This window comes from Bacillus sp. ABA4_010, from assembly GCF_056159105.1.
In genome coordinates, this window is the sequence record NZ_JBSWUN010000003.1 from 517991 (window position 1) to 542548 (window position 24558).

The 24558-nt window shown below is 41.3% G+C and carries 24 protein-coding genes; 18 read left to right on the forward strand and 6 right to left on the reverse strand.

What is annotated here, in order from left to right; all coding sequences use genetic code 11:
• The first annotated feature begins 53 nt into the window (after positions 1-53).
• Positions 54-1004 (forward strand): aromatic acid exporter family protein, encoded by a 951-nt coding sequence (locus tag ACXAEO_RS03800; RefSeq protein ID WP_474878160.1) that lies wholly within the window; start codon positions 54-56, stop codon positions 1002-1004.
• Positions 1005-1061: 57 nt separating this feature from the next.
• Positions 1062-1589, forward strand: a complete 528-nt coding sequence (locus ACXAEO_RS03805; RefSeq protein ID WP_474878162.1) for a L,D-transpeptidase — start codon at positions 1062-1064, stop codon at positions 1587-1589.
• A gap of 89 nt (positions 1590-1678) precedes the next feature.
• On the opposite strand, the gene prli42 is transcribed toward ACXAEO_RS03805, so the two are convergent.
• The gene (prli42, locus tag ACXAEO_RS03810) at positions 1679-1774 is read right to left on the reverse strand and encodes a stressosome-associated protein Prli42 (protein WP_474878163.1); all 96 of its coding nucleotides are present in this window, start codon (positions 1772-1774) and stop codon (positions 1679-1681) included.
• A gap of 174 nt (positions 1775-1948) precedes the next feature.
• Between prli42 and mce the strand changes: the two genes are divergently transcribed.
• From mce to rnz, 13 genes are all read left to right on the forward strand, one after another.
• Complete coding sequence (gene mce, locus ACXAEO_RS03815) at positions 1949-2383, forward strand: methylmalonyl-CoA epimerase (protein WP_474878165.1); 435 nt, start codon at positions 1949-1951, stop codon at positions 2381-2383.
• Positions 2367-3917, forward strand: a complete 1551-nt coding sequence (locus ACXAEO_RS03820; protein ID WP_474878169.1) for an acyl-CoA carboxylase subunit beta — start codon at positions 2367-2369, stop codon at positions 3915-3917. Before mce ends, ACXAEO_RS03820 begins: the two co-directional genes overlap by 17 nt.
• 27 nt (positions 3918-3944) lie before the next feature.
• A complete protein-coding gene (locus tag ACXAEO_RS03825) occupies positions 3945-5066 on the forward strand; it encodes a tripeptidase T (protein ID WP_474878172.1) in 1122 nt (373 codons plus the stop codon).
• 646 nt (positions 5067-5712) lie between these two features.
• Positions 5713-7041 (forward strand): NAD(P)-dependent oxidoreductase, encoded by a 1329-nt coding sequence (locus ACXAEO_RS03830; RefSeq protein ID WP_474883952.1) that lies wholly within the window; start codon positions 5713-5715, stop codon positions 7039-7041.
• A gap of 23 nt (positions 7042-7064) precedes the next feature.
• Positions 7065-8351: an NAD-dependent dihydropyrimidine dehydrogenase subunit PreA gene (preA, locus tag ACXAEO_RS03835; RefSeq protein WP_474883953.1), complete on the forward strand. Its 1287-nt coding sequence runs from the start codon at positions 7065-7067 to the stop codon at positions 8349-8351.
• 15 nt (positions 8352-8366) lie between these two features.
• Complete coding sequence (gene hydA, locus ACXAEO_RS03840; RefSeq protein ID WP_474878174.1) at positions 8367-9785, forward strand: dihydropyrimidinase; 1419 nt, start codon at positions 8367-8369, stop codon at positions 9783-9785.
• A gap of 184 nt (positions 9786-9969) precedes the next feature.
• A complete protein-coding gene (locus ACXAEO_RS03845) occupies positions 9970-11442 on the forward strand; it encodes an NCS1 family transporter (RefSeq protein WP_474878177.1) in 1473 nt (490 codons plus the stop codon).
• Between the two features lie 12 nt (positions 11443-11454).
• The gene (locus ACXAEO_RS03850) at positions 11455-11667 is read left to right on the forward strand and encodes a hypothetical protein (protein ID WP_474878179.1); all 213 of its coding nucleotides are present in this window, start codon (positions 11455-11457) and stop codon (positions 11665-11667) included.
• A 158-nt stretch (positions 11668-11825) separates the two neighbouring features.
• On the forward strand, positions 11826-12002 hold the full coding sequence (locus ACXAEO_RS03855) for a hypothetical protein (RefSeq protein ID WP_474878181.1): 177 nt from the start codon (positions 11826-11828) through the stop codon (positions 12000-12002).
• Positions 12003-12119: 117 nt separating this feature from the next.
• A complete protein-coding gene (locus ACXAEO_RS03860) occupies positions 12120-13709 on the forward strand; it encodes a PucR family transcriptional regulator (RefSeq protein WP_474878183.1) in 1590 nt (529 codons plus the stop codon).
• A gap of 246 nt (positions 13710-13955) precedes the next feature.
• Entirely contained in the window at positions 13956-15431 is a 1476-nt protein-coding gene (locus ACXAEO_RS03865) for a CoA-acylating methylmalonate-semialdehyde dehydrogenase (RefSeq protein WP_474878185.1), read from the forward strand.
• 21 nt (positions 15432-15452) lie between these two features.
• Positions 15453-16820: an aminotransferase gene (locus tag ACXAEO_RS03870; protein WP_474878187.1), complete on the forward strand. Its 1368-nt coding sequence runs from the start codon at positions 15453-15455 to the stop codon at positions 16818-16820.
• Positions 16821-17132: 312 nt separating this feature from the next.
• The gene (gene rnz / locus ACXAEO_RS03875; RefSeq protein ID WP_474878189.1) at positions 17133-18059 is read left to right on the forward strand and encodes a ribonuclease Z; all 927 of its coding nucleotides are present in this window, start codon (positions 17133-17135) and stop codon (positions 18057-18059) included.
• A gap of 79 nt (positions 18060-18138) precedes the next feature.
• On the opposite strand, the gene namA is transcribed toward rnz, so the two are convergent.
• Both namA and proI read right to left on the reverse strand, forming a co-directional pair.
• On the reverse strand, positions 18139-19155 hold the full coding sequence (gene namA, locus ACXAEO_RS03880) for an NADPH dehydrogenase NamA (protein ID WP_474878192.1): 1017 nt from the start codon (positions 19153-19155) through the stop codon (positions 18139-18141).
• A gap of 106 nt (positions 19156-19261) precedes the next feature.
• Positions 19262-20110 (reverse strand): pyrroline-5-carboxylate reductase ProI, encoded by an 849-nt coding sequence (proI, locus tag ACXAEO_RS03885; protein WP_474883955.1) that lies wholly within the window; start codon positions 20108-20110, stop codon positions 19262-19264.
• A gap of 453 nt (positions 20111-20563) precedes the next feature.
• On the opposite strand from proI, the gene ACXAEO_RS03890 reads away from it, so the two are divergent.
• Both ACXAEO_RS03890 and ACXAEO_RS03895 read left to right on the forward strand, forming a co-directional pair.
• The gene (locus ACXAEO_RS03890; protein WP_474878194.1) at positions 20564-21517 is read left to right on the forward strand and encodes an MBL fold metallo-hydrolase; all 954 of its coding nucleotides are present in this window, start codon (positions 20564-20566) and stop codon (positions 21515-21517) included.
• Between the two features lie 21 nt (positions 21518-21538).
• Complete coding sequence (locus ACXAEO_RS03895; RefSeq protein WP_474878197.1) at positions 21539-22336, forward strand: SDR family NAD(P)-dependent oxidoreductase; 798 nt, start codon at positions 21539-21541, stop codon at positions 22334-22336.
• Between the two features lie 15 nt (positions 22337-22351).
• Here the strand turns inward: ACXAEO_RS03895 and ACXAEO_RS03900 are convergent, their stop codons facing one another.
• Both ACXAEO_RS03900 and ACXAEO_RS03905 read right to left on the reverse strand, forming a co-directional pair.
• Positions 22352-22561: a YqzH family protein gene (locus tag ACXAEO_RS03900; RefSeq protein ID WP_474878200.1), complete on the reverse strand. Its 210-nt coding sequence runs from the start codon at positions 22559-22561 to the stop codon at positions 22352-22354.
• Entirely contained in the window at positions 22554-22778 is a 225-nt protein-coding gene (locus ACXAEO_RS03905; RefSeq protein WP_474878202.1) for a CDGSH iron-sulfur domain-containing protein, read from the reverse strand. Before ACXAEO_RS03905 ends, ACXAEO_RS03900 begins: the two co-directional genes overlap by 8 nt.
• 156 nt (positions 22779-22934) lie before the next feature.
• On the opposite strand from ACXAEO_RS03905, the gene ACXAEO_RS03910 reads away from it, so the two are divergent.
• Complete coding sequence (locus tag ACXAEO_RS03910) at positions 22935-23261, forward strand: iron-sulfur cluster biosynthesis family protein (RefSeq protein ID WP_474878204.1); 327 nt, start codon at positions 22935-22937, stop codon at positions 23259-23261.
• A gap of 98 nt (positions 23262-23359) precedes the next feature.
• Here the strand turns inward: ACXAEO_RS03910 and ACXAEO_RS03915 are convergent, their stop codons facing one another.
• Positions 23360-24268 carry an alpha/beta hydrolase gene (locus ACXAEO_RS03915; protein WP_474878207.1) on the reverse strand — a complete coding sequence of 303 codons (909 nt, stop codon included), beginning with the start codon at positions 24266-24268 and terminating at the stop codon, positions 23360-23362.
• Positions 24269-24558: the final 290 nt, after the last annotated feature.

Here is a 24558-nt window from a genome sequence, read left to right on the forward strand (position 1 = left end):
TAAATGGAATGTGCGATAAACAATAAATAATCGATATAGGAGCTTACTACACAATGAGGTTTAAAATCGGTTACCGTACCATCAAGACAGCTGTCGGCACAGCCGCAGCAATCATTATTGCCCAGTTTTTTAATTTGAATTATTTTTCTTCTGCCGGTATTTTGACCATTTTATGTGTCCAAAATTCCAAGAAAAAATCGCTTCAAAGTGCATCGGCCAGGTTTTTTGCCTGTTTGCTAGCGATTCTCTTTTCTTTTATCTTCTTCGAAGGCATTGCCTATCATCCGATTGTCATCGGGTTAATGCTGCTGTTCTTCATTCCAGTTACCGTGTTCTTTAAAATTAACGAAGGTGTGGTGACGAGCTCAGTAATTGTTTTGCATATTTACTCAGAGCAAAAGATGACAGCAGGAATTGTCTTAAATGAGATTGGCATTATTGTCGTTGGAATTGGCGCAGCTCTTCTCGTTAATTTATACATGCCAAGTCTGGATTCGAAGCTTAAGGAATATCAAACTCAAATTGAACATAATTTCCGCAAAATATTTGAAGAGATGATTACATATTTGCGGACAAATGAAAGTCATTGGATGGGAAAAGAAATTACGGAAACGGCTCATCTTATTGAGGAAGCAAAAAGCTTGGCGTTCCGAGACGTGGAAAACCATTTTTTACGGACAGAAAATTATTATTATCACTATTTTAAAACAAGAGAAAAGCAGTTTGAAATTATTGAGCGTGTGCTGCCAATTGTGACATCGATTGAGCCATTTGTGGAGCAACGATACATGATTGCAGATTTTTTAGAAGAATTGAGTTTATGTATTCACCCAGGAAATACAGCCCAACTTTTTCTCATTAAGTTGCGGCAATTACAAGAAGAATTTAAAGAAAAAGCATTACCGAAAACGCGAGAAGAATTTGAAGCAAGGGCCCAGCTTCATCAATTTGTGAGAGAAATTGAACAATACTTACTCATCAAAAAATCATTGAAAGTCGACTGATTAGTATGCATGCTTCCACGCTGCCTTACAAAAAATAAGGAAAAGGTGGTGGAAATCATGCAGGCAATTTTTTCGTTGGTTATTTTATTCATCTTCTCTCCCATTTGGCCGCTCGGAACGAACCCTACGTTAGGAGATCCTTTTATCATTGTAAATAAAACCAATAATCAAGCTGCCTTTATTGAGGAAGGCAAAATCCAATCGATTTTTCATATCTCAACAGGGAAGGAGCCGGACCTTACGCCTGAAGGAACCTTTACAGTAGTCGTTAAAGCGGAAAACCCTTATTATCGCCGGAAAAATATAGAAGGGGGATCGCCTGAAAATCCTTTAGGAACGCGATGGATTGGCTTTGATGCAAGAGAAACAGATGGGCGAATCTATGGTCTTCATGGCACAAATAATGAACAATCAATCGGAAAGTATGTGACGGAGGGCTGTGTCCGTTTTCATTCGGACTCTATCGAATGGCTATATGAGCACGTACCTTTAGGAACGAAAGTGCTCGTTGTCCAAACCACAAAGTCGTTTGAAGAGCTTGCGCAACAAGCAGGAGCGATGCCTGTCGAAGCCTCCTTTCCATAATAATCCCCCAAGCAGACTTGCTGCTTGGGGGTATTTGCGTAGACTAATATTAGTATGTCTTTTGAAGTTGGAGTGTTGCTTGCTCTATATTAAAGCCACATCGTTACACCAGCGAGCAGTGTCGTTAACACCATCGTACCAAGCATAAGCATAACCACTAGTTTTTGTATCTTTTTATTGGTCATTGTTTTCTCTCCCTCACGTATTTCTATCCATTATTGTATATGGATTTGGATATTGAGACAAGATAACCTCTTTGAACGAATAGATATCTGAAAATTAAAGGAAAAACCAATATTCTGAAGAATGGGTATTAAGAGATGGAAAACACCTCAAAAAGGAGAGAGGAGCAGAGCAGCATGGTCGAAAAGATTGATCATATTGGTATAGCCGTTCGTTCAATTGAGAGCGCTTTATCGTTATATGTAGACGTGTTGAAGATGCCGCTTGAGGGAATTGAAATGGTTGAGTCACAAAAGGTAAAAGTGGCTTTTTTAAGAGCTGGAGAGACGAAAATTGAATTATTAGAACCTACAACCCCAGAAAGTCCTATCCACCGTTTCATTGAGAAAAAAGGGGAAGGCATTCATCATATTGCATTAGGTATACAATCCATTGAAGAGAGAATTCAACACCTGCAGTCTGAAGGATTACAGATGATTGACTTAGAAGCAAGGGCGGGAGCGGGAGGAGCCAGTATCGCGTTTATTCATCCAAAATCATGTAATGGAGTTTTATATGAATTATGCGAAAAAAAGGCAAAGGAGGTGGGACAAGATGACGGATATGTATGACAAAATCAATACTTTATATGATTATCGGCGTGAGGTAGAACTTGGGGGCGGTGATCAGCGAATTGCTAAACAGCATGCAAAAGGAAAGCTAACAGCCCGGGAACGAATCGATTTGCTCGTGGACGAGGGAACGTTTGTTGAACTGAATCCTTTTATGGAGCATCGCTGCAATGATTTTGGACTAGAGGATAAAAAAGGGCCTGGCGATGGGGTTGTGACGGGATACGGGAAAATCCATAGCCGCCCTGTTTATTTATTCTCTCAAGATTTCACTGTGTTTGGCGGGGCGCTAGGAGAGATGCATGCGAAAAAAATCGCGTATGTGATGGATTTGGCAGCTAAAACAGGAACACCGTTCATCGGCTTGAACGACTCGGGAGGAGCGCGAATTCAAGAAGGTGTGGTATCATTAGATGGGTATGGTCAAATCTTTTATCGCAATTCCATCTATTCTGGTGTCATTCCTCAAATTTCCGTTATTATGGGACCGTGTGCAGGAGGAGCTGTTTATTCACCTGCGATTACCGATTTTGTGTTTATGGTAGAACAGACAAGCCAAATGTTTATTACCGGACCAAAGGTCATTGAAACGGTGACGGGTGAGAAAATTACAGCAGAAGATTTGGGCGGGGCAAGCGTGCATAATGAAATTAGCGGAAATGCCCATTTTTCTGGAGAAACAGAAAATGAAGTGCTGGAAAAAGTCCGATTATTGTTGAGCTATTTACCCCAGAATAATGAAGAAAAGCCGCCTATTCATCAAGCGACACTGGATAAGCATTATCGTCCAGATTTAGCAGATGCTGTTCCTTTCGATGCAGTCAGACCGTATGACGTTCGACATGTTATTGCGCAAGTTGTAGATGAACAGTCCTTTTTGGAAGTTCAGAAGGATTACGCGAAAAATATCGTCATTGGATTAGCAAGGGTTAACGGTGAAGTAATTGGGTTGGTTTGCAATCAGCCAAAGGTTATGGCTGGCGGACTGGACATTAATTCTTCGGATAAAGCGGCACGCTTTATTCGTTTTTGTGACTCTTTTAATATTCCAATTGTTACATTTGAAGATGTTACAGGATTTTTTCCTGGGGTTAAGCAAGAGCATGGGGGAATTATTCGCCACGGCGCTAAAATTTTATATGCGTATTCAGAGGCCACTGTTCCGAAGATTACGGTGATTTTGCGCAAAGCATACGGCGGAGCTTATGTGGCTTTAAACAGTAAATCCATCGGCGCGGATATTGTGTATGCCTGGCCGAACGCAGAGATTGCGGTCATGGGACCTCAAGGAGCTGCGAATATTATTTTTGCTCAGGAAATTCAAGACAGTGAAACGCCAGAAGCAACAAGAGCGCAAAAAATTGAGGAATATCGAGAGAAATTTGCTAATCCTTATGTAGCAGCAAAATTTGGGATGGTCGATGATGTGATTGACCCACGCGATACAAGAATTAAACTCATTCAAGCTTTGGATATGTTGCGAAACAAACAAGAAGACCGACCAAAGAAAAAACATGGCAACATTCCACTCTAATTTCGACAACTTATGGAGGGATACATAATGGTTAATGAACAGCGATTGGTCGATTTATTTTTAGAATTAGTTCAAGTGGATTCTGAAACAAAATATGAAGCAGAAATTGCGAAAGTATTAAAAGAAAAATTTACTGCTCTTGGCGTAGAGGTTGTAGAAGATGATACAACTGCGGTTACGGGGCATGGAGCAGGGAACTTGATTTGTACACTTGCTGGAACAAAAGCGGGAGTAGACCCAATCTACTTCACCTCACATATGGATACGGTTGTACCTGGAAAAGGAATAAAGCCATCTATTCAAGATGGATATATCGTCACAGATGGTACGACCATTCTTGGAGCCGATGACAAAGCTGGGTTAGCAGCTATGCTTGAAGCAATTCAAGTGTTAAAAGAAAACAATGTAGAGCACGGAACGATTCAATTCATTATTACAGTTGGAGAAGAGTCTGGTTTAGTTGGGGCGAAAGCGATGGATCCAGCAATGGTCACAGCGAAGTTCGGATATGCGCTTGACAGTGACGGCAAAGTAGGGGACATCATTGTTGCTGCGCCAACTCAAGCGAAAATAAAAGCGACTGTATACGGAAAAACTGCCCATGCTGGTGTTGCGCCGGAAAAAGGTATTTCAGCTATCACTTTAGCGGCAAAATCAATTGCTAAAATGCCGCTTGGACGTATTGATGAAGAAACAACAGCGAATATTGGACGTTTTGAAGGCGGGACGCAAACGAATATCGTTTGTGATTATGTGCATATTTTAGCAGAAGCACGTTCATTAGTGCCTGAAAAAATGGAAGCTCAAGTTCAAAAAATGAAAGAAGCATTCGAAACAACAGCGGAGCAAATGGGCGGAAAAGTAGAAGTTGACGTTCAAGTCATGTATCCGGGCTTTAAATTTGCAGAGGGTGACCATGTTGTTGAAGTAGCGAAAAAAGCACTTGCTAAATTAGGCCGTGAGCCTCGTCTTTTAACGAGCGGAGGCGGCAGTGACGCCAATGTCATTGCAGGTTTTGGTATTCCCACTGTGAATTTGGCAGTTGGCTATGAAGATATTCATACAACAAACGAAAAAATGCCAATTGAAGAATTGGTGAAAACAGCGGAAGCGGTTATCTCGATTGCTAAAGAAGTAGCATCAAATTAAAAATAGGTTGGCCATTTCTTAGAAGAGAAACCTTGTACTCAGCCCGAAAATGAGTGTTGAAAGAAAAGACCCGTTAGTGGAATCCTGAACGTTACTGGATGATCACAACGGGTCTTTTTACATTTTGCTTAAAAAAAGGTATGAAGTTTTTGACAGTTTGTATAGTGTAAGATGGAGAACAGGCACGTACAATTAAAAATAACTTCTGAATAATCTGAATTATACAAGAAGAGGCGGGTGGAATAAGAGTCATTTTGAATAATAAAAAAGTGTAAGCGTTTCCATTTAAATTGCGCAATAAGTAAAAGTCTTCAACACCAAATTGAAAGTATATCCGTAGAGGGTGGGATGGATAGACCGTTTTTTCCGTAATCGATGCTGCTTTCCAACCACAAACTGCCCTCATTTTCCCGCTAAGTCCTCTTTTAGCATGAAAGAAAAATTTTTCCTCAGCATGTGTACAAATCTAATGAGCAATAGTAATGCAATTATGTCAATAAGAATGATGATCTTTACTGGATTGATTCGAGGAGCGTTCGTTCTCATTTATGCTTTCAAAATTCTGCACCTATGCGCTTCTTTGAAAATAAGGGGGTTGATTAAAGTGAAGCAAGCTTATCGAGATGCACTTTCTCCAAAAGATTTAATGAACAATTTCAAAGAAGTAAAAAAAGGATTAACCGATAGGGAAGCAATAGAAGAAGCGAATCGATGTCTATTTTGCTATGATGCGCCCTGTATTCAGGCATGCCCTACAAGCATTGATATCCCAAGTTTTATTAAAAAAATTGCCTCGGGGAATTTAAAAGGATCGGCACGGACCATTATGCTGTCTAATCCGGTCGGTGCGAGCTGTGCAAGGGTATGCCCGACAGAAGAACTTTGTGAAGGTGCGTGTGTGTTAAATGGTGCGACGAAACCGATTGTAATTGGCGACTTGCAACGTTATGCCACAGATTGGGCAATGCAAAATGAACAAATTCTCTTTACAAAAGGAGAACGAAACGGGAAAAAGGTAGCCATTGTTGGTGGGGGTCCAGCAGGTCTTTCAGCGGCAAGGGAGCTTGCGAGATTAGGATATGAAGTGACAATCTTTGAGGCTGAAGAAGAAGCAGGAGGTTTAAACACATACGGCATTGTGTCTTTTCGCTTACCAAAGCAGGTTTCCTACTGGGAGGTGCAGCAAGTAAAGGGGCTTGATGTAGAAATCCGTACAAACACAAAAGTTGGAAAAGACATTTTAGTCGAAGAAATTATGGAGACATACGATTTTGTCGTACTAGCGATTGGGATGGCAGAAGTTCCTGACCTTGGGATTGAAGGGGAGCAATTGGATGGAGTATATGACGCGATTGATTTTGTGAAAGACACGAAAACAAAGCCATTGACGCTTAAGTTGGCAGGTGGGCGTGCAGTTGTCATTGGAGCTGGGAATACCGCTATTGATGCGGCGACCTGTTCAGTTCGTTTAGGCGCTGACAATGTCAAAATTTTATATCGACGTACAGCAGATGAAATGACCGCGTATGATTTTGAATATGAGTTTGCGAAACAAGACGGCGTTGAATTTCGCTGGCTTACTGCTCCTAAACGAATCATTGGTGATGAAAACGGAAAAGTAACACACATTGAATGCATTAAAATGAAGCTGGACGAGGCAGAGGCAGATGGAAGAAGACGCCCTGTGCCAATTGAAGGGTCCGAATTTTTACTAGAGGTTGATGCGGTCATTAAGGCTATTGGTCAAAATCGCCATGTGGACTTAATTGAACAATTTAATCTTCAGCATGAGCGCGGTGTTGTAAAAGTGAACCAAGATACACTCCAAACATCGAATCCGAAAGTATTTGCTTGCGGCGATGTTATTTTTGGCAAAGGTCAAGGAGAAGCGATGGTTGTCACCGCAGCCCAGCAAGGTAAAGATACGGCGTATGCGATTCACCGATTTGCTGCTGAACAAGTAGAGATGGCTTAACGATAAAAGGGAGGGGAATTATGATGGCAGATTTACGTATTAATTTAGCTGGCATTCAATCACCAAACCCATTTTGGCTCGCATCTGCGCCGCCGACCAATTCGGGCTATCAAGTGCAGCGCGCGTTCGAAGCAGGATGGGGAGGCGCTGTGTGGAAAACACTCGGCGACCCAATTTTGAACGTATCTTCCCGCTTTGCCGCCGTAAGTTTTAATGGGCAAAGAGTCGCAGGATTCAATAATATTGAATTAATTACAGATCGGCCGCTTGAAGTAAATTTAAAGGAAATTTACGAAACGAAAAAGCGTTTTCCGAACCATGCGATTATTGCTTCGTTAATGGTAGAGCCCCAACAGGAAAAGTGGCATGAGATTGTCAAAAAAGTGGAGGATGTCGGAGTGGATGGGCTTGAATTGAACTTTGGCTGTCCGCATGGTATGGCAGAACGTGGAATGGGAGCTGCTTCTGGCCAGGTGCCAGAGCTGGTGGAGAAACAAACTTATTGGGCGAAAGAAGTGGCTCAAACACCTGTCATTGTTAAATTAACACCAAATATTACTGACATTACCGTAACAGCAGAAGCAGCTGTTCAAGGCGGGGCGGATGCAGTTAGTATGATTAATACCATTAACAGCTTGGCGGGGGTAGATATTGATTCATGGAATACAATCCCACATGTAGCAGGAAAAGGAGCACATGGCGGCTATTGCGGACCAGCGGTCAAACCAATTGCATTGAACATGGTCGCCGAATGTGCCCGCAATCCAAGAATCAACGTTCCGATTTCGGGGATGGGTGGTGTCTCTGACTGGCGGGATGCTGTTGAATTCATGTTGATGGGAGCATCTGGTGTTCAAGTTTGTACGGCAGCGATGCATCATGGTTTCCGTATTGTTGAGGATATGATCGATGGATTGAACCATTATTTAGATGAACGAGGGCTTGCGAGTGTATCAGATCTTGTCGGTCAAGTCGTACCGAAATATTCGGACTGGGGAAATCTTGATTTGAACTATAAGGTCGTTGCTCGTATTGACCCAAATACGTGCATTAATTGTAATAAATGCCATATTTCCTGTGAAGATACTTCTCATCAATGTATTGATATGCTGAAAGATTCGAATGGGAAAAATTATTTGAAGGTACGTGAAGAAGATTGTGTAGGCTGTAATCTTTGTTCCATTGTTTGTCCAGTAGACGGGGCGATTTCTATGGTAGAAATACCAAACGAACAACCGCCGATGACGTGGAATGAACGCCAAACAGCTATTGGGCTCGCAGCCGGATGTAAAGTAGATACCGTTAAATAGAGGGGGAGATTGTGCATGAAGAAAGTCATTAAAAATGGAATTATTGTGACAGCTGCTGATACGTATCAAGCCGACCTTTTAATTGAAAATGAAGTGATTGCAGCGATTGGTACAAATTTAGATGAAAAAGATTGCGAGGTTATTGATGCAAAGGGGTGTTATGTATTCCCTGGCGGCATTGATCCCCACACTCATTTGGAAATGCCTTTTGGCGGGACTGTCACAAAAGATGATTTTGAAAGTGGAACGATAGCGGCCGCTTTTGGGGGAACGACAACAGTCATCGATTTTTGTTTAACGAATAAAGGAGAGCCATTGCAAAATGCCATTGATGTGTGGCATCGAAAGTCGAAAGAGAAAGCCGTTATCGATTACGGATTTCATTTAATGATTGGAGAAATTAATGACCATGTTTTACAACAGTTGCCAAAAGTGATGGATGAAGAGGGGATTACATCTTTTAAAGTGTTCATGGCTTATAAAAATGTGTTCCAAGCAGATGATCAAACTTTATTTCGGACACTAGTCGCTGCTAAAGACTTAGGAGCTTTAGTTATGGTACATGCAGAGAATGGAGATGTCATCGACTACTTAACGAAAAAAGCGCTCGAAGAAGGAAAAACCGCTCCAATTTATCATGCTTTAACACGCCCTCCTGAAGTAGAAGGGGAAGCTACCGGCCGAGCAGCGCAGCTGACAGGATTGGCTGATTCTCAACTATATGTTGTACACGTATCATGTGCGGAAGCCGTAGAGCGTATCGCAGAAGCAAGAAATAAAGGAATTGATATTTGGGGCGAAACGTGCCCACAATATTTAGTTCTTGATCAAAGCTATTTGGAGAAGCCGAATTTCGAAGGGGCGAAATACGTTTGGTCTCCACCGCTTCGTGAAAAATGGAACCAAGATGTGCTTTGGAAAGCCTTGAAAAACGGACAATTGCAGACGCTTGGCTCGGATCAATGCTCTTTTGATTTCAATGGACAAAAAGACTTAGGGAAAGATGATTTTACGAAAATTCCTAACGGAGGTCCAATTATTGAAGATCGAACCGCTATCTTATTTTCAGAAGGGGTCAAAAAAGGGAGAATTACGCTTAATCAGTTTGTGGACATAACATCTACAAGAATTGCGAAACTATTTGGCCTCTATCCGAAAAAAGGCACGATTGCCGTTGGGGCAGATGCTGATTTAGTATTGTTTGACCCAAATGTGGAGCGTACGATTTCAGCGAGCACTCACCATATGGCGGTCGATTATAATGCTTTTGAAGGGATGAGCATCATAGGGGAGCCAGTATCTGTGTTATCTCGCGGTCAATTTGTTATTCGGGATAAACAATTTGTTGGCAAGGCTGGATCTGGTCGTTACTTAAAGCGGGCGAAATATGGCCATTCAGTTAATATTAGTGAAAATGAAAAGCTTACCATTTAAACGGGCGGAATTCTCACCCCTTTAGCAGTCATATTTTATTCGAAGCAATTGTCCTGATGTGATAAATACACAAAAAGAGAAAATAAAAGAAAGGCATTTTATGAGCTATATGTCCTTCTTTTATGCAGGAGAGCCGTGTTGCTTTTGCTTTAGAATAAATTATTTACATGAAGGGGTGCTAAAAATGAATAAAAAATCAACGTATTTAAAATCACCCGATTTACTGCCAATTTCACATCGTGATAAAAAAATTGGAACACTCGGATTTGCCCTGATATGGGTAGGGATGGCGGTTGTTTTAGCGGCTTTTGCTATCGGGGGAGCTGGTGTGCAAAGTTTGTCGCTGGGTTGGGTTGTACTCGCTACTGTCATCGGGTCGGTTGCTATCGGTATTTTTATGACGCTCATCGGTGATATTGGCATTGAGCATGGACTTTCTTTTCCGGTTTATATGCGAGCCCCGTTTGGGACCATTGGAACTCATATCCCATCGGTCGTACGTGGACTTGCTGCATCTTGTTGGTTTGGGATTAATACGTACTTTGGCTCGACAGCGATGAATGGAATATTAAACGTGTTATTTGGATATGATAACTGGTTTGTTTGCTTTCTCATTTTTGCTCTTTTACAGCTTGTCAATACAGCGCTTGGGATTAAAGCGATTGAACGTTTCGCTGATTTGGCAGCCCCTATCATTATTATTATTTCAGCATGGATGTATACTACGTTGTCCGATCAAGCTCTTTCTCAAGGTAGAGAGGTGTGGGCGTGGATTGAAAGTCCTGTGACGGGAGGAGCAGCGGTGACGGCTTTTGTCGTCGTTATTATGAGTAATATGGGATTTTGGGCTACATTGGCGGCAGATATGCCTTCTCTTTCCCGTTATATTAAAGCGCCTCAGCGTGAAACGAATTGGTTTAAACGCAACAAATCTGCTTTTGTTGGCAACGTTGTAGCCTTGCCGATTACCCAAACGTTTATGGTCATCATTGGTGGAGTCTCTTATATTGCGGTACAAAACTATGATCCAGTCGTGGCGTTGCAAGAAGCGGCAACAGGTATTGTACTTGGGGTTTTGCTGCTTATGATTATTCTCGCCCAATGGTCTACCAATACATCTGCAAACTTAATTCCTGCTGCCACAATCTTTTCAAATGTAGGAGGTCCGAAAGTTCCGTTTTGGGTTGGGGTGTTTATCGCTGGGTTTATCGGCTGTATCGTTCAGCCATGGAATTTGTTTGCGATTATTATCCCTGCGCTTCTTATTATCGGAGGCATTTTATCATCTATCGTCGGAATTTTATTTGCGGATTATTATTTAATTAGGAAGCGCCGTGTTAATGTCGTAGATTTGTACGAAGAAGAAGGGCAGTACAGCTATTATAAAGGGTTCAATGCAGCTGGCTTTATTGCATGGATTATCGGGGGAGTCGCTTCTTACATGCTGGCCAACTATTCATTTATTGTCGGTTTCGTTTCAGGATGTGCCTGCTATTATGTATTAGCGAAGTATTGGTGGTTTGCGAAATATTCTCAAGCGGAACTAGAAGACCCAAGTGATGAAAAATATTTAGGGATTACGGCAGGACGGGATTGGATCATTGAAACTGAATCGGATGTTTCAGTTCCAACCAAGAACACATCTTTTAGCCAATAAGGAGGGGTGGTTATGTCAAGTTATGCGGAATATATAGCAGAGAGAGAGAAAATCGATTTTTACATTCAAAAAGGATATGTCATTAAAAGCGTGACAGAAAATTTAAGTGGTGCTTTTGTATCGCTTCAGTCTAAAGAAGGGAATGAACAAACAACTCTTCATATTTTAACAGCTGATGCTCGCAAATATTTTTCCTCGCTGCTAATTCAACAGCAGCACTCATAAAAAAGCTAACATTCCTTTTTACTGTTTCAAAGGTTTGACGACCTTTGAAACATTTTTTTTTTTTGGTTTTTTGCTATTTGGTACAAAAGCCCCCCCCTCAAAATACATCGAGCGTTCGTATCTTATAAGTAATAACATGTGTGGAAGGGTGTATGGAAATGAACGTACGCGAATGGTTGACGAAGGAAGAGTGTATTTTGCTTGATAAATTAAAATTAGAAATACTCCATGCTACTACAGTGACAGACTTAATGTTTTATAAAAAAGAAATGGATCGTATCGTCGAAGGAGCGAAAAAAAGAAGAAGTTTTTCTAGAGAAACATCTGTTAATTAATGGCCTTAAGAAGTGTTTATTTGGAAATATAAACAATAAAATACAGAAAATTCTTTTTAATCTCGTCCGAATGTTATATGATTAGGTAAAAGTCATAATGGAAGGGATGGTGTCAATTTGAAGTCATACCTTACGATTCAAGAGGTTTTAAAGCGAAAGCATTTTGTCACAAGCGAGGTAGTGGCAGGAGCGAAGGGGCTCTACCGTCCCGTCAAATGGGTACATGTAGTAGAAGTCACCCAAATAAAACGGTTATTAAAAGGCAATGAACTAATTTTGTCCACAGGAGTCGGGTGGGAGAAAGATGATGACATGTTTGTTTTATTTTTAGAACAGCTCATCGAGTGCAACGCATCCGGACTATGTATCGAGATAGGTGCATATACCTCAGAAATTCCTTCAAAAGTCATCGCTATCGCCAATCAGTATCAATTTCCTATCATTCTCTTTCATCAAGAAGTCCCCTTCATTGAGATTACGCAAGACATTCATTCTCTACTCATCAATCAGCATTATCAAATGATTTCCGACTTGGAAAGCTACTCACAAAAGCTTCATAAAATGCTCTTAACGATTGATCACTACGAACCAATTCTTCATTTTTTTCACCAATATACAGACTTACAGCTCATTGTGAAATTAAACGAAAACGAGATTGTCTTTGTACCTGAAGCCAATATGAAAAAGAGAAGAGACTTGTTCGCTTCTATGTCTGATAAAATAACGGAAAAATCCGCTGCGAAACACGATATTCAAATATTGAATCGAAATTATGCAGAACTTTTTGCTGTTTCTGTTGATGGAACGTTGACAGAATTTGATCTTCTGGCTCTTGATCGAACAGCGACAGCTCTTGCTCAACACTTTTTAAGAGATTTATATGTAGCTGAAAAAAAACGTGTAGATGAAGCTGAATGGATGATTCAGTGGCTGACGGGCGAACTTGGAGAAAGAGAGTTACTTCAGCATTTGGAAGAAACTGAGGTGGACAGCCGTATGAACGGTACCGTTGTATGTGTGTGTAGGCCTAGTCCGAAAAAACATTCTGCTGATTTTACTTATTTAAGGATGTTTTTAAAAACACTTTTTGAGCAGCATGGCTTTGATGTGTTTATTGCGGAACGGCGCAATGACTTCATATTAATTTTAATGAACAAGCGACCTGTAGATAATTGGAAGCAACGGTTGAAGGAAGGGTTTATGAGGTTTTTGAATACCGACTATATTACAAGGCAAAGTCCATTCGTTCAGTTAATCGGGATTGGACAGTTCGTACATAATGTTTTGGACATACATAAAAGCTACGAAACGGCTTTAGAAACGATTAAAATTCAGGAAAAGCTGGAGTCCGGCTCTGCCCTTCACTTTTATGATGAACTGCATATGTACCGTGTCTTGTCCCTCATTACACAGCCAAAAGAGTTAAAGGACGTTATGATGGAGTATTTGGAGCCTGTTTTAACTTATGACGAGCAATGTAACGGAAAATTAATGGAAACGTTAAAGACATATTTAGAGTGCAACGGTTCAAAGCAAGAAACGGCTAAGCGGTTGTTTATTGTAAGGCAAACACTGTATCACCGGATTGAAAAACTTGAAAATCTTTTAGGGCAAGATTTTATGGAACCGAGAAAAAGAATGGCGATTGAATTTATGATTATGGTCTATGACTATTTATTTGCCAATACGAAGCAAATTTCTTCTTAAAACGAAATTGACATGAAAGAGCGGGAGTCCAATAGCGGATTCCTTTTTTTTATGTGGAACATAGCGTTTGAAGTTGTGTCGCTCATATGTGCCTTTCTTTATATTTTACTAGAGTTGAGAGCATGTTCATTACTCACAATGTGAAATGTTTAATTGTCATGATTTCACATTATGTCTAATGAATTAGAACGGAAAATGTTCCATAATAAAAAAAATCCGATGTTCATCATTCAAGGAGGAATGGCCATGTCAATTGTAAAAAAAGAAACTGAAAATCTTCGCAATTATATTAATGGTCAATGGGTAACAGCTAAAAGCAGTGAAACGCTCGATGTGTTAAATCCGGCAACAGGAGAGGTATTGACGCGTGTGCCTGTTTCCACGAAAGAAGATGTAGATTTAGCGGTTGGGGCAGCCGCCCAAGCATTTAAAACGTGGAAAAACGTTCCTGTGCCTAAACGAGCCCGTATTCTATTTAAATATCACTCCTTGCTGATGGAGCATCACGAAGAACTGGCGAAGCTGATCGTCCAAGAAAATGGAAAAGCCTATAAAGAAGCGTATGGAGAAGTGCAGCGGGGAATCGAATGTGTAGAGTTTGCCACTGGTGCACCTTCTTTGTTAATGGGCGAAACACTTGGTAATATTGCAGAAGAAATTGACTCGGAAATGTATCGCTATCCGCTCGGAGTCGTGGGCGGCATTACACCATTTAACTTTCCAATGATGGTTCCGTTATGGATGTTCCCGTTAGCCATTGCGTGCGGTAATACTTTTGTATTAAAGCCGTCAGAGCGGACGCCTATTTTGGCGAATAGACTTGTTGAGTTGTTTGCACAAGCAGGCGGTCCGGCGGGTGTGGTCAATGTTGTCCATGGTGCGCATGACGTTGTAAATGGCCTTCTTGAACATGATGATATTAAAGCAATTTCATTTGTCGGTTCACAACCGGTGGCGAAATATGTATATGAGCGTGCCGCTGCAGAAGGAAAGCGGGTTCAGGCACTTTCAGGAGCGAAAAATCATCATCTTGTCATGCCGGATTGCGATATGGAAAAAGCGGTTCAACATATTATTAGCTCCGCTTATGGTAGCGCAGGACAGCGCTGTATGGCATGTAGCGCCGTCGTTTTAGTCGGAGACGAAAAGCGTAGTGATGAGTTTGTGAGCATATTGAAGCAAAGGGCAAATGAATTGGTGATTGGGAACGGAATGGACGATGAAGTGTTGTTAACACCAGTTATTCGGGATCAGCATCGAGCTAAAGTGCTTCAGTACATCGAAAAAGGAATTCAAGAAGGTGCTGAGCTTGTGCGAGACGGAAGAAAAGAAATGAGTGAGCTTCCCCAAGGCAGTTTTTTAGGTGCGACGATTTTTGATCGGGTGTCTCCGGATATGACGATTGCTAAAGAAGAAATTTTTGCTCCTGTTTTAAGTTTGCTGCGTGCGGAACATATTGACGAGGGACTTGATTATATACGGAAATCTCGTTTCGGAAACGGAGCGACTATTTATACGAAAGATGCAGCAGCTATTCGTCAATTCCGGGAGGAGGCGGATGCAGGAATGCTTGGGATTAATGTAGGTGTTCCAGCGACGATGGCGTTCTTTCCGTTTTCGGGATGGAAAGATTCGTTTTATGGTGATTTGCACGTGAATGGAAAAGATGGCGTCAACTTTTACACACGTAAAAAGATGATTACATCTCGATTCGATTTTTAAGAATAGGAAGGAGGAGAAAAGATGGTTCAATTAGGACAGAATCAAGACCTACTGTCAAAGGATGAAAAGTATGTGTGGCATTCAATGAAACCTTACAACCCTCAAGGTACGATGGTTATCACAAAGGCGGAAGGGTCATGGGTGACGGATCATGAAGGGAATCGCTTTTTAGACGGAATGGCAGGGCTTTGGTGTGTGAATACGGGGTATGGACGGCAGGAACTCGCGGAAGCGGCGTATGAGCAATTAAAGCAAGTAGCCTATTTTCCAATGACTCAAAGTCATGTGCCGGGGATTCAGCTGGCGGAAAAGTTAAATGAGCTGCTTGGGGGAGATTACGTCATCTTCTTTTCGAACAGCGGTTCAGAGGCAAATGAAATTGCGTTTAAAATCGCCCGTCAATACCATCAGCAAAGAGGTGAACATCATCGTTTTAAGTTTATTTCACGCTACCGGGCTTATCATGGAAATTCAATGGGTTCATTGGCAGCGACGGGGCAGGCACAGCGTAAATATAAGTATGAACCGCTCGCTCCTGGGTTCATTCATGTAGCGCCGCCCGATTCTTATCGTTCACCAGAACCGAAAGAGTGTGCCCCAACGGACCTTCCGTCTGTTCAAGCTATTGACCAGACAATGACATGGGAGTTGAGTCATACCATTGCAGGTGTAATTATGGAACCGATCATTACAGGTGGTGGAATTTTAATGCCGCCGGAAGGCTATCTCCAAGGGGTGAAGGAAACATGCGAAAAACACGGAACCCTTTTAATTGTCGATGAAGTCATTTGCGGATTTGGACGTACGGGAGAGGCGTTTGGTCATATGAACTATGGGATAAAGCCAGATATTGTGACAATGGCCAAAGGAATTACAAGTGCTTATCTACCATTGTCAGCGACAGCGGTCAAACGGGAGATTTATGAAGCATTTAAAGGGACGGAAGAATACGATTATTTGCGGCATGTTAATACGTTTGGGGGAAATCCGGCAGCATGTGCTGTTGCCTTAAAAAATTTGGAGATTATGGAGCGAGAGAATTTATTTCAGCGTTCTAAGCACCTTGGCACTTACTTGCTTGATGAATTAAAAGCCGCTCTTTCCAACCACCAATATGTAGGAGATGTGAGAGGGAAGGGACTGCTTATCGGAGTCGAGCTTGTTGCAAATAAAGAAACGAAAGAACCGCTAAGTCAGGACAGGGTGAACAAAGTCATCGCTCTTTGTAAACAAAATGGCTTGATTATCGGGAAAAATGGGGCAACGGTTGCCGGATATAATAATGTATTAACGCTCTCGCCGCCATTAAACATTACCGAAGAAGATTTACAATTTCTCATTAAAACATTTATTGAGGCGATGGCTTCATTAAATCAATCCAATGAATAGGCGGTTAGGGATTATTCAAAGATGACACAACAGGACTGTGTGAAAAGAAGTGGCTTTCCTCTTTTTGCACAGTCCATTTTGTTATAGCCCATTCGCCTTCATACGAAAATTTTGTATAATAGAAAAAATGAACATTAGTAAACTGTGAGAGTGCCAAACGGGAGGAGCGTCTTTCTGTGTTGCAGAGAAGAGCTTGCCAAAAAATTTAACATGAATAAGGAGGGGAGCCGTTTTGCCAAAATGAGCAACACGCTAAAAATCAAACTGAAAGTAGATTGATTTTTTGGTTTTTTTTGGCGGCGGATTAATCCATTGGAACTGCTATTTTTAGGAACGGGCGCAGGTGTTCCAGCTAAACATCGAAACGTATCAGCCATTGCTTTGCAGCTTCTTCAAGAACGAGGAACGACTTGGCTGTTTGATTGTGGAGAAGCGACCCAACATCAAATTTTACATACGTCTATTAAACCAAGAAAAATTGAAAAAATCTTTATTACCCATCTGCACGGAGATCATATTTTTGGATTGCCAGGCTTGCTTGGAAGTCGCTCTTTTCAAGGCGGCGAATCTACATTAACCGTATATGGGCCAAAGGGCATTCGAGCGTTTATTGAAACTTCATTGGCTGTGAGCCAAACACACGTCAAGTATCCATTAGAAATTGTCGAGATTACAGAAGGCATTGTTTTTGAAGATAGGTCCTTCATTGTGGAGGCAAAGCTGTTAGAACATGGCATACCTTCCTATGGTTATCGAATTGTTGAAAAAGATTTGCCGGGGACGTTACTTGTAGATAAGTTAAAAGAAGCCAATGTTCCGCCAGGCCCATTGTATCAGCAACTAAAAAAAGGAGAAATCATTGAACTGGAAGATGGAAGAGTCGTGAATGGTCAAGATTTTATCGGTTCTCCTCAAAAAGGGAGGATTGTCGCTATTTTAGGTGATACGCGATTTTGTCCACAAAGTGTCCAGCTTGCGAAAGATGCGAATGTACTAGTGCATGAATCTACTTTTGCCGCGGAAGATGCCACATTGGCTTATGAATATTTTCATGCTACAGCTGCTCAAGCCGCAAAAGTAGCCAAAGAAGCCAATGTTCAACAGCTTGTGTTGACCCATATTAGTGCGCGCTACCAATCGGAACATGTCCATCTTCTCATAAATGATGCAAAGCAGATTTTTGAAAATACGGAAGTGGCAGAGGATTTTAAGCAGATTGATGTGTTGAAGCAAGTGTGATTGGATGAAAAAGAAGTGGGGATGACGGAAAAGGCGAAACAGCCGTTCAGTCATCCCCATTTGTTACTTGGACAGTGTGTTACCAGCCGCGCTTATATTGAAGTGGTGCTTCAAGTTCCACTCCCAGTTCACGAGCGGCTGTTCGTGCCCAGTAAGGATCTCGCAGCAATTCACGCCCAATAAAGACGAGGTCAGCGCGATCATTTTGCAAAATCTCTTCTGCCTGAAGTCCGCTTGTAATTAATCCTACAGCCCCTGTATCAATTGAAGCTCCATGTTTTACCGTTTCGGAAAACTTCACTTGATAGCCTGGGTATGTAGGAATGCGTGCAGGAACGACTGCACCTGAGCTTACATCAATTAAATCGACACCGTCACGTTTCAGCCATTCAGCGAATGTGACGTAGTCCTCTGCTGTCAAGCCTTCTTCGTGATAGTCATAAGCCGAAATGCGGACAAATAACGGACCGTCCCAAACTTCCTTGACCGCTGCAATCACTTCTTGTAGAAGACGATAGCGATTTTCTTTTGAACCTCCGTATTCATCTGTTCGTTTATTGCTTAACGGAGATAAAAATTCATTAAGCAAATAGCCGTGTGCGCCATGAAGCTCGATAACGTCAAAGCCAGCTTGTGCGGCGCGTTTTGCCCCGGCTTGGAAAGCAAGAATGGTTTGTTCAATATCGGTTTTGGTCATTTCTTTTGGTTGCTTCATGTTGTCATCGAATGCAATAGGAGAAGGTGCTAAAATCTCTCCATCGACGGTGGATTTTCTTCCGGCATGAGCGAGTTGGATGGCTGTAGCTGCCCCTTGCTCCTTAATCATTGATACGAGCTTTGTTAATCCTGGAAGATGGTCATCACTCCAAATGCCAAGATCATTGACCGAAATCCTACCTTGTGGAGTGACAGCGGTCGCTTCAAGCATAATTAATCCGACTTGCCCAACAGCCCGACTCGTATAATGGGTAAAATGCCAGTTCTCCACTTTCCCATCTTCGTTTTGACAAGAGTACATGCACATCGGTGACATAACAATCCGATTTTTTAGTACAACATTTTTAATAGAATATGGTGAAAATAGCAATGACGACATATTGAAACCCCCATGTGTAAATAATTTCTAAACATTGGTATTATATCATTGGGGGAAAGACGTTTTCACATAATTAGCTTGATTATTATGGAAGTCGTTCCTACTTTTACAACCGTTTTGTTAAAATACTTTCTTCAATTGCTGTCCCTAGCTCTTCTGAGCGTTCTGCTGCTCGTTTAATGCATTCAATCATGCCTTCTTGAAAACGGTACGCTTCGAGCTTTTGGATGCCAGCTTCTGTCGTACCTCCTGGACTCATCACTTCTTTACGTAAAACGCCCGGTTGTTTTGGAGAGTGTTTCAACATTTCAGCAGCTCCAATTAATGTTTGAAGAATAAGGTCTTTAGCAACCTCGCCTTCAAGACCGATTTGTTCGGCCGCTTTTTCCATTGTTTCCACTAAATAATATACATATGCTGGCCCACTTCCTGAAAGTCCTGTAACAGCGTGTAAAAGGTGTTCCTCGACGACCGAAACGGTTCCAACTGTTTCAAACAATTGAGAAGCAAATGAAAGGTGATGGTCAGAAGCATAATCTCCTTTTGCGATGGCTGTAGCTGAAAGACCAATGGTGGCGGACGTGTTTGGCATTACGCGAATGACCGGGATATTTTGATCAAGCAGGCAAGTGATACTTTTTGTAGAGACGCCCGCTAATAACGAAATAATTAATTGCTGTTCATGAACGTATTGTTTAATGGCGCTGAGCCCTTCTGCTACATCTTTTGGCTTCATTGCCAAAACGATAACATCTGCTTGTTCAATGAGTTCCTGCCCATCTCGCGTTGTATTGATTCCATAGTGGTTACGGAAATAATTAAGGCGCTCGTCATTTGTCCGGTTAGTAACAGTAATATGTTGCTTTTTTACATGTTCATGTTGCAACAAGCCGGCAATCATCGCTTCGGCCATAGAGCCTGCCCCAATAAAGGAAATTCTTTTCATTTCATTCATCATGTCATTCCTCCATTTATCATTTGTAATGTGTATTAAAAGAGTTCGTGTACAATCATCTATTTACGAAAACGCAAAAAAGACCTTGCGTCGCAAAGGACGGAAGGTCTTGGAATCCGCGGTACCACCTTTATTAGCATTTCATACAAAATGCTCATCTTTATGCCCGTAACGTGGGGAACGTTTAGGTTTGCCTAAAAGCTCATGGGTAGGTTCAAACGTTAAGGGGATAATGAAACCTTTCAGCCTATGGGTTTCAATCTCTTATTATCGTTAACGAAATACTAGTCCCAATCAACGCAACACATATTTTTTGCTATTATGCCTTGAACAAGCTTGTACTGTCAATAAGAAAAAAGAGGAAATAAATGATTAAATTATTTGAATATAAAGACAAAATGGTGGTAACGATGTAAACTGAAGATAAACAGGTCGGATAAAAGGAGAATAACGATGTCAGTAATAGTGCATAAATTAACGATTCCAACCCCTTTTCCAGTAGGGGACTTAAACGCTTATCTTCTAGAAGGAGAAAAATTGACATTAATTGATGCGGGGCCGAAAACGGAAGAAGCGTGGAAGGCATTTAATGAACAAGTTCATAATTTAGGCTTTCGCGCTGAAGAGATTGAACAGGTGGTTGTGACTCATCATCATCCGGACCATGTCGGATTGCTCCATTTTCTTCCGCGCGACCTTCCGATTATTGGTCATGAACATAATAATGTATGGCTTCAGCAAGATGCGTCGTTTTTTCAATTCTATCGGGAATTTTTCACCCATTTCTTTCAAGAGTGCGGCATCCCTTACCCATCCGAGCTGCTGCTGAAAAAATTAGAAGCTCCGATGAAGTATTCGTGCAGGCGCTCTCTTAGTGAAACAATAGGTGAAGGGGAGAACATCAATGGACTTGGGGGATGGACAGTGATGGAGACGCCAGGTCATGCACAAGGGCATATTTGTTTATATCATGAGGGAGAAGGAATATTAATGGGGGGCGATTTGCTATTGGGGCATGTGTCTTCCAACCCATTGCTGGAGCCGCCGCAAAAACCGTACACAAGTCGAGCGAAGTCGTTATTGCAATATAATCGTTCGTTAAGAAAAATTAGTGAATTACCGCTATCACGTGTTTACACTGGTCACGGAAACGATGTGGAAGAGGTTAAAAAATTGATTGATCATCGTCTGCAAAAACAGGTAGAACGAGCGAATGTTGTATTAGCAATGCTGAAAGAAAAACCGATGACTGTGTTTCAAATTTGTCAGCGCCTGTTTCCTGCTGTATATGAAAGTCAGCTCGGATTGACTATTTCAGAGACGGTAGGACAACTGGATTATTTAGAAGACATGGGAGAGATAAAGGTTGATGAATCGGGGGCTCATTGGTTATATTATGCTCAGTGAAAACTCAACTGAGGTGTATATATGAAAAAACAGACGTTAGCAGAAAAGCATGTCATGATTACAGGTGCATCAGGTGGAATTGGTGAACAGATTGCTTATGAAGCCGCGAGTCGCGGCGCGCGCCCCATTTTGGTGGCGAGAAATGAAAAGAAATTAAAGTCAGTCGCAGAACGGATTCAGTCAGAGTATGGAATTACTGCCCCTGTTTACAGCTTAGACGTTGGAGATCTGGCAGTAATCGAAATGACGTACCCGCAAATTTTGGCAGATGTCGGTTATGTAGATGTTTTAATTAATAATGCTGGATTTGGCATTTTTGAAGACGTAGTGGACGCGAAAATGGAAAACATGCAGTCGATGTTTCAAGTGAATGTTCTTGGTTTAATCGCCTGTACAAAAATGGTTCTTCCACACATGTTAGAGCGGAATACAGGGCATATTGTCAATATCGCTTCACAGGCAGGTAAGCTAGCGACGCCAAAGTCCAGTGGATATTCAGCGACGAAGCATGCTGTACTCGGGTTTACGAACAGCTTACGGATGGAATTAGCGAAAACGAATATATTGGTGACCGCGATCAATCCTGGTCCCATTAAAACCAATTTCTTTGACATTGCGGATACGTCAGGAAGCTATACGAAAAATGTGGAGAAGTTTATGCTGAATCCAGAGGATGTTGCTAAGAAAGTGGTCGATTCTTTATTTACGAAAAAGCGAGAATTAAATTTGCCGGGATGGATGAATCTAGGAAGTACGCTTTACTTATTAGCTCCACGTTTAGTAGAAAAATTAGCGGGTGATCGTTTTCACCAAAAATAATAAAAGAAGGCCCTCCTACCATGGAGTGCCTTTTTCTGTTAAATAATCGTATACGATGTCTTGGATGATGTCGTGTAAATCAGTTTCTGCTTCGTTTTCCATTCGCTGACTAACGATGTGGAACATTTCTTCATAGTCTGGCTCTGTCAGCGGAAGGGATTCCGCTAGATGGCTATATTGAAGGAAGCTGTTTCGAATCATTTTGTAGATGAACTGCTTATTCACCTTTATTTTCGTCCAGCACCTTCGCTGCGCGTACACATGAGTCAAACTGTCCTTTATGTGCGCCGTCGCAAAATGGAAGTTTGCTGGACAGTCCACATCGGCAGAGAGAGAACGCTTGCTTTGTTTCAAATGTATTACCTTCTGCATCAATCAGTTCGACTTCTCCTGTGACGCGAAAAGGTCCATTGTCTAGCACTTTAATTTGTACTTTTGACATTGTTATAGCCTCCTTTAATATAAAAAATGTGTACCTGTTCTTATCGTAATCGTAAATGGTGCAGGAATCAACCAAGCTTGATACATCGCCGAATAAAAAAAGATGTATTATACTTAAAAGTATGAACGATATTGATGGAAGAGAGGATATATGACGATGAATATTACGTTTACTGATAAAGCTATTCAAAAAATACAAGATCGATTCCCCGAAGAAAGTGAAAAACAATTGAAATTAAAGTACGATACAGAGGGCTGCGGCTGTGTAGTAAGCGGGGTATCAGCTCTTTGGATGGTCCGTAATTCAGAAGAAGGAGACATTGAGATTGCAACTAATTTCCGTCCGTTGCTAATGGAGAAGACGAAACAAGTTTTCTTTGATGAACAAATGACAATTGATTTTGTAGAAGCAGCCAATTCGTTTATGTTAAAAAGTCCGAATCAAATCTTAAACCCTCGTATGCCGCTGATTGATAAGCTGTAAGAGAAAAAGAGTCAGTAGCTGTCCTATAAAACCTTAAAACAGAAAGACCTGTCATGAAATCTGTAATGTTCCTGGAATTCATGACGGGTCTTTTTTCGTTATGCTATATGGAATTTTTCCAAAAACTCATCAATGGCTTTTTCATAGTCAATGCGGTTTTCCGCATAGGAGCGTGCGTGCGTGCCAAAAGGTGCATAATAAAATGCTTTGGCGCCGAGCTTTTTTTCGTACAGGCCTTGGGTCATATGCGGCAAAATATAGTCATCTTGTCCGCTATGAATGAAGAGAATCGGACTTTCAATGTTATGAATATATTGAATTGGGGAGACATCTTTAAGCGAATAGCCGTCCCGAAGTTTTAAAAAGATATCGGCAACCGGTAAGACAGCGATGCCGGGCAATCGAAATTCTTCTTTAAGCCGATAGCTGAGCTGTTGTTTTAAATCAGAAAAAGGACAGTCCGCTATGTAAAAGTCTGCGCCATCTTCTACGGCACCGGCATATAGAAGCATCGTTGCGGCGCCCATAGATTCTCCGTGAATACCAAGGGTGATATCTTGTCCAAATTGTTTTTTTGCCCAATCGACGACTGCTTTTAAATCAAGTTTCTCGTAATGGCCATAACTCGTTGTTTTTCCTCCAGATTGGCCGTGGCGCCGATGGTCGTATAAGATGACATTCCATCCCCGTTCTAAAAAGATGTTCATGTATTTAATCGAATTAAGAGAATGTACAGTGACACCGTGACAAAAAATGATAAACTTTTTTGTTTGATAGGGACGAATTACGGTTCCTTTTAAGGAATAACCGAAAGGAGAAGAGATAGAAAAACGTTCTTTTGTTAAAGCGTCGTACGTCTCATCTATGTAGAAGCCATCGTTTTTTTCTCGATTCAACAGTTCTTCATCCGTTTTTTTACGGATATACATCATTTTATTTGTAAAAAAAAGTCCAACAGTAAGGGTATAAGCAAGGATGGTTCCTGCTATAAATAGCCACTTTTTCATGGGTGTCTCTCCTTTACTTTCAAAGATGGTCACGAAATAAGAGGGGGACAAATGTTTATATTGCGTGATGTTTTTAGAGGTTCTGCTTTGCCTAGTGTACCATAGCTACTTTGAAAGTGGGAATGGTTTTGTAGACACATGTGAGTGGAAATGAAAACAAACTATTTAGTTTACAAGCGTATTTTTAAATTATTTCAATTGTTTTGTAAAATTAATGTAAAAATGTTTTTTGGCAAATTTTTTAAAGGAATTTAAAGAATGTTGACGAATTATGTATTTCGTACAACCAT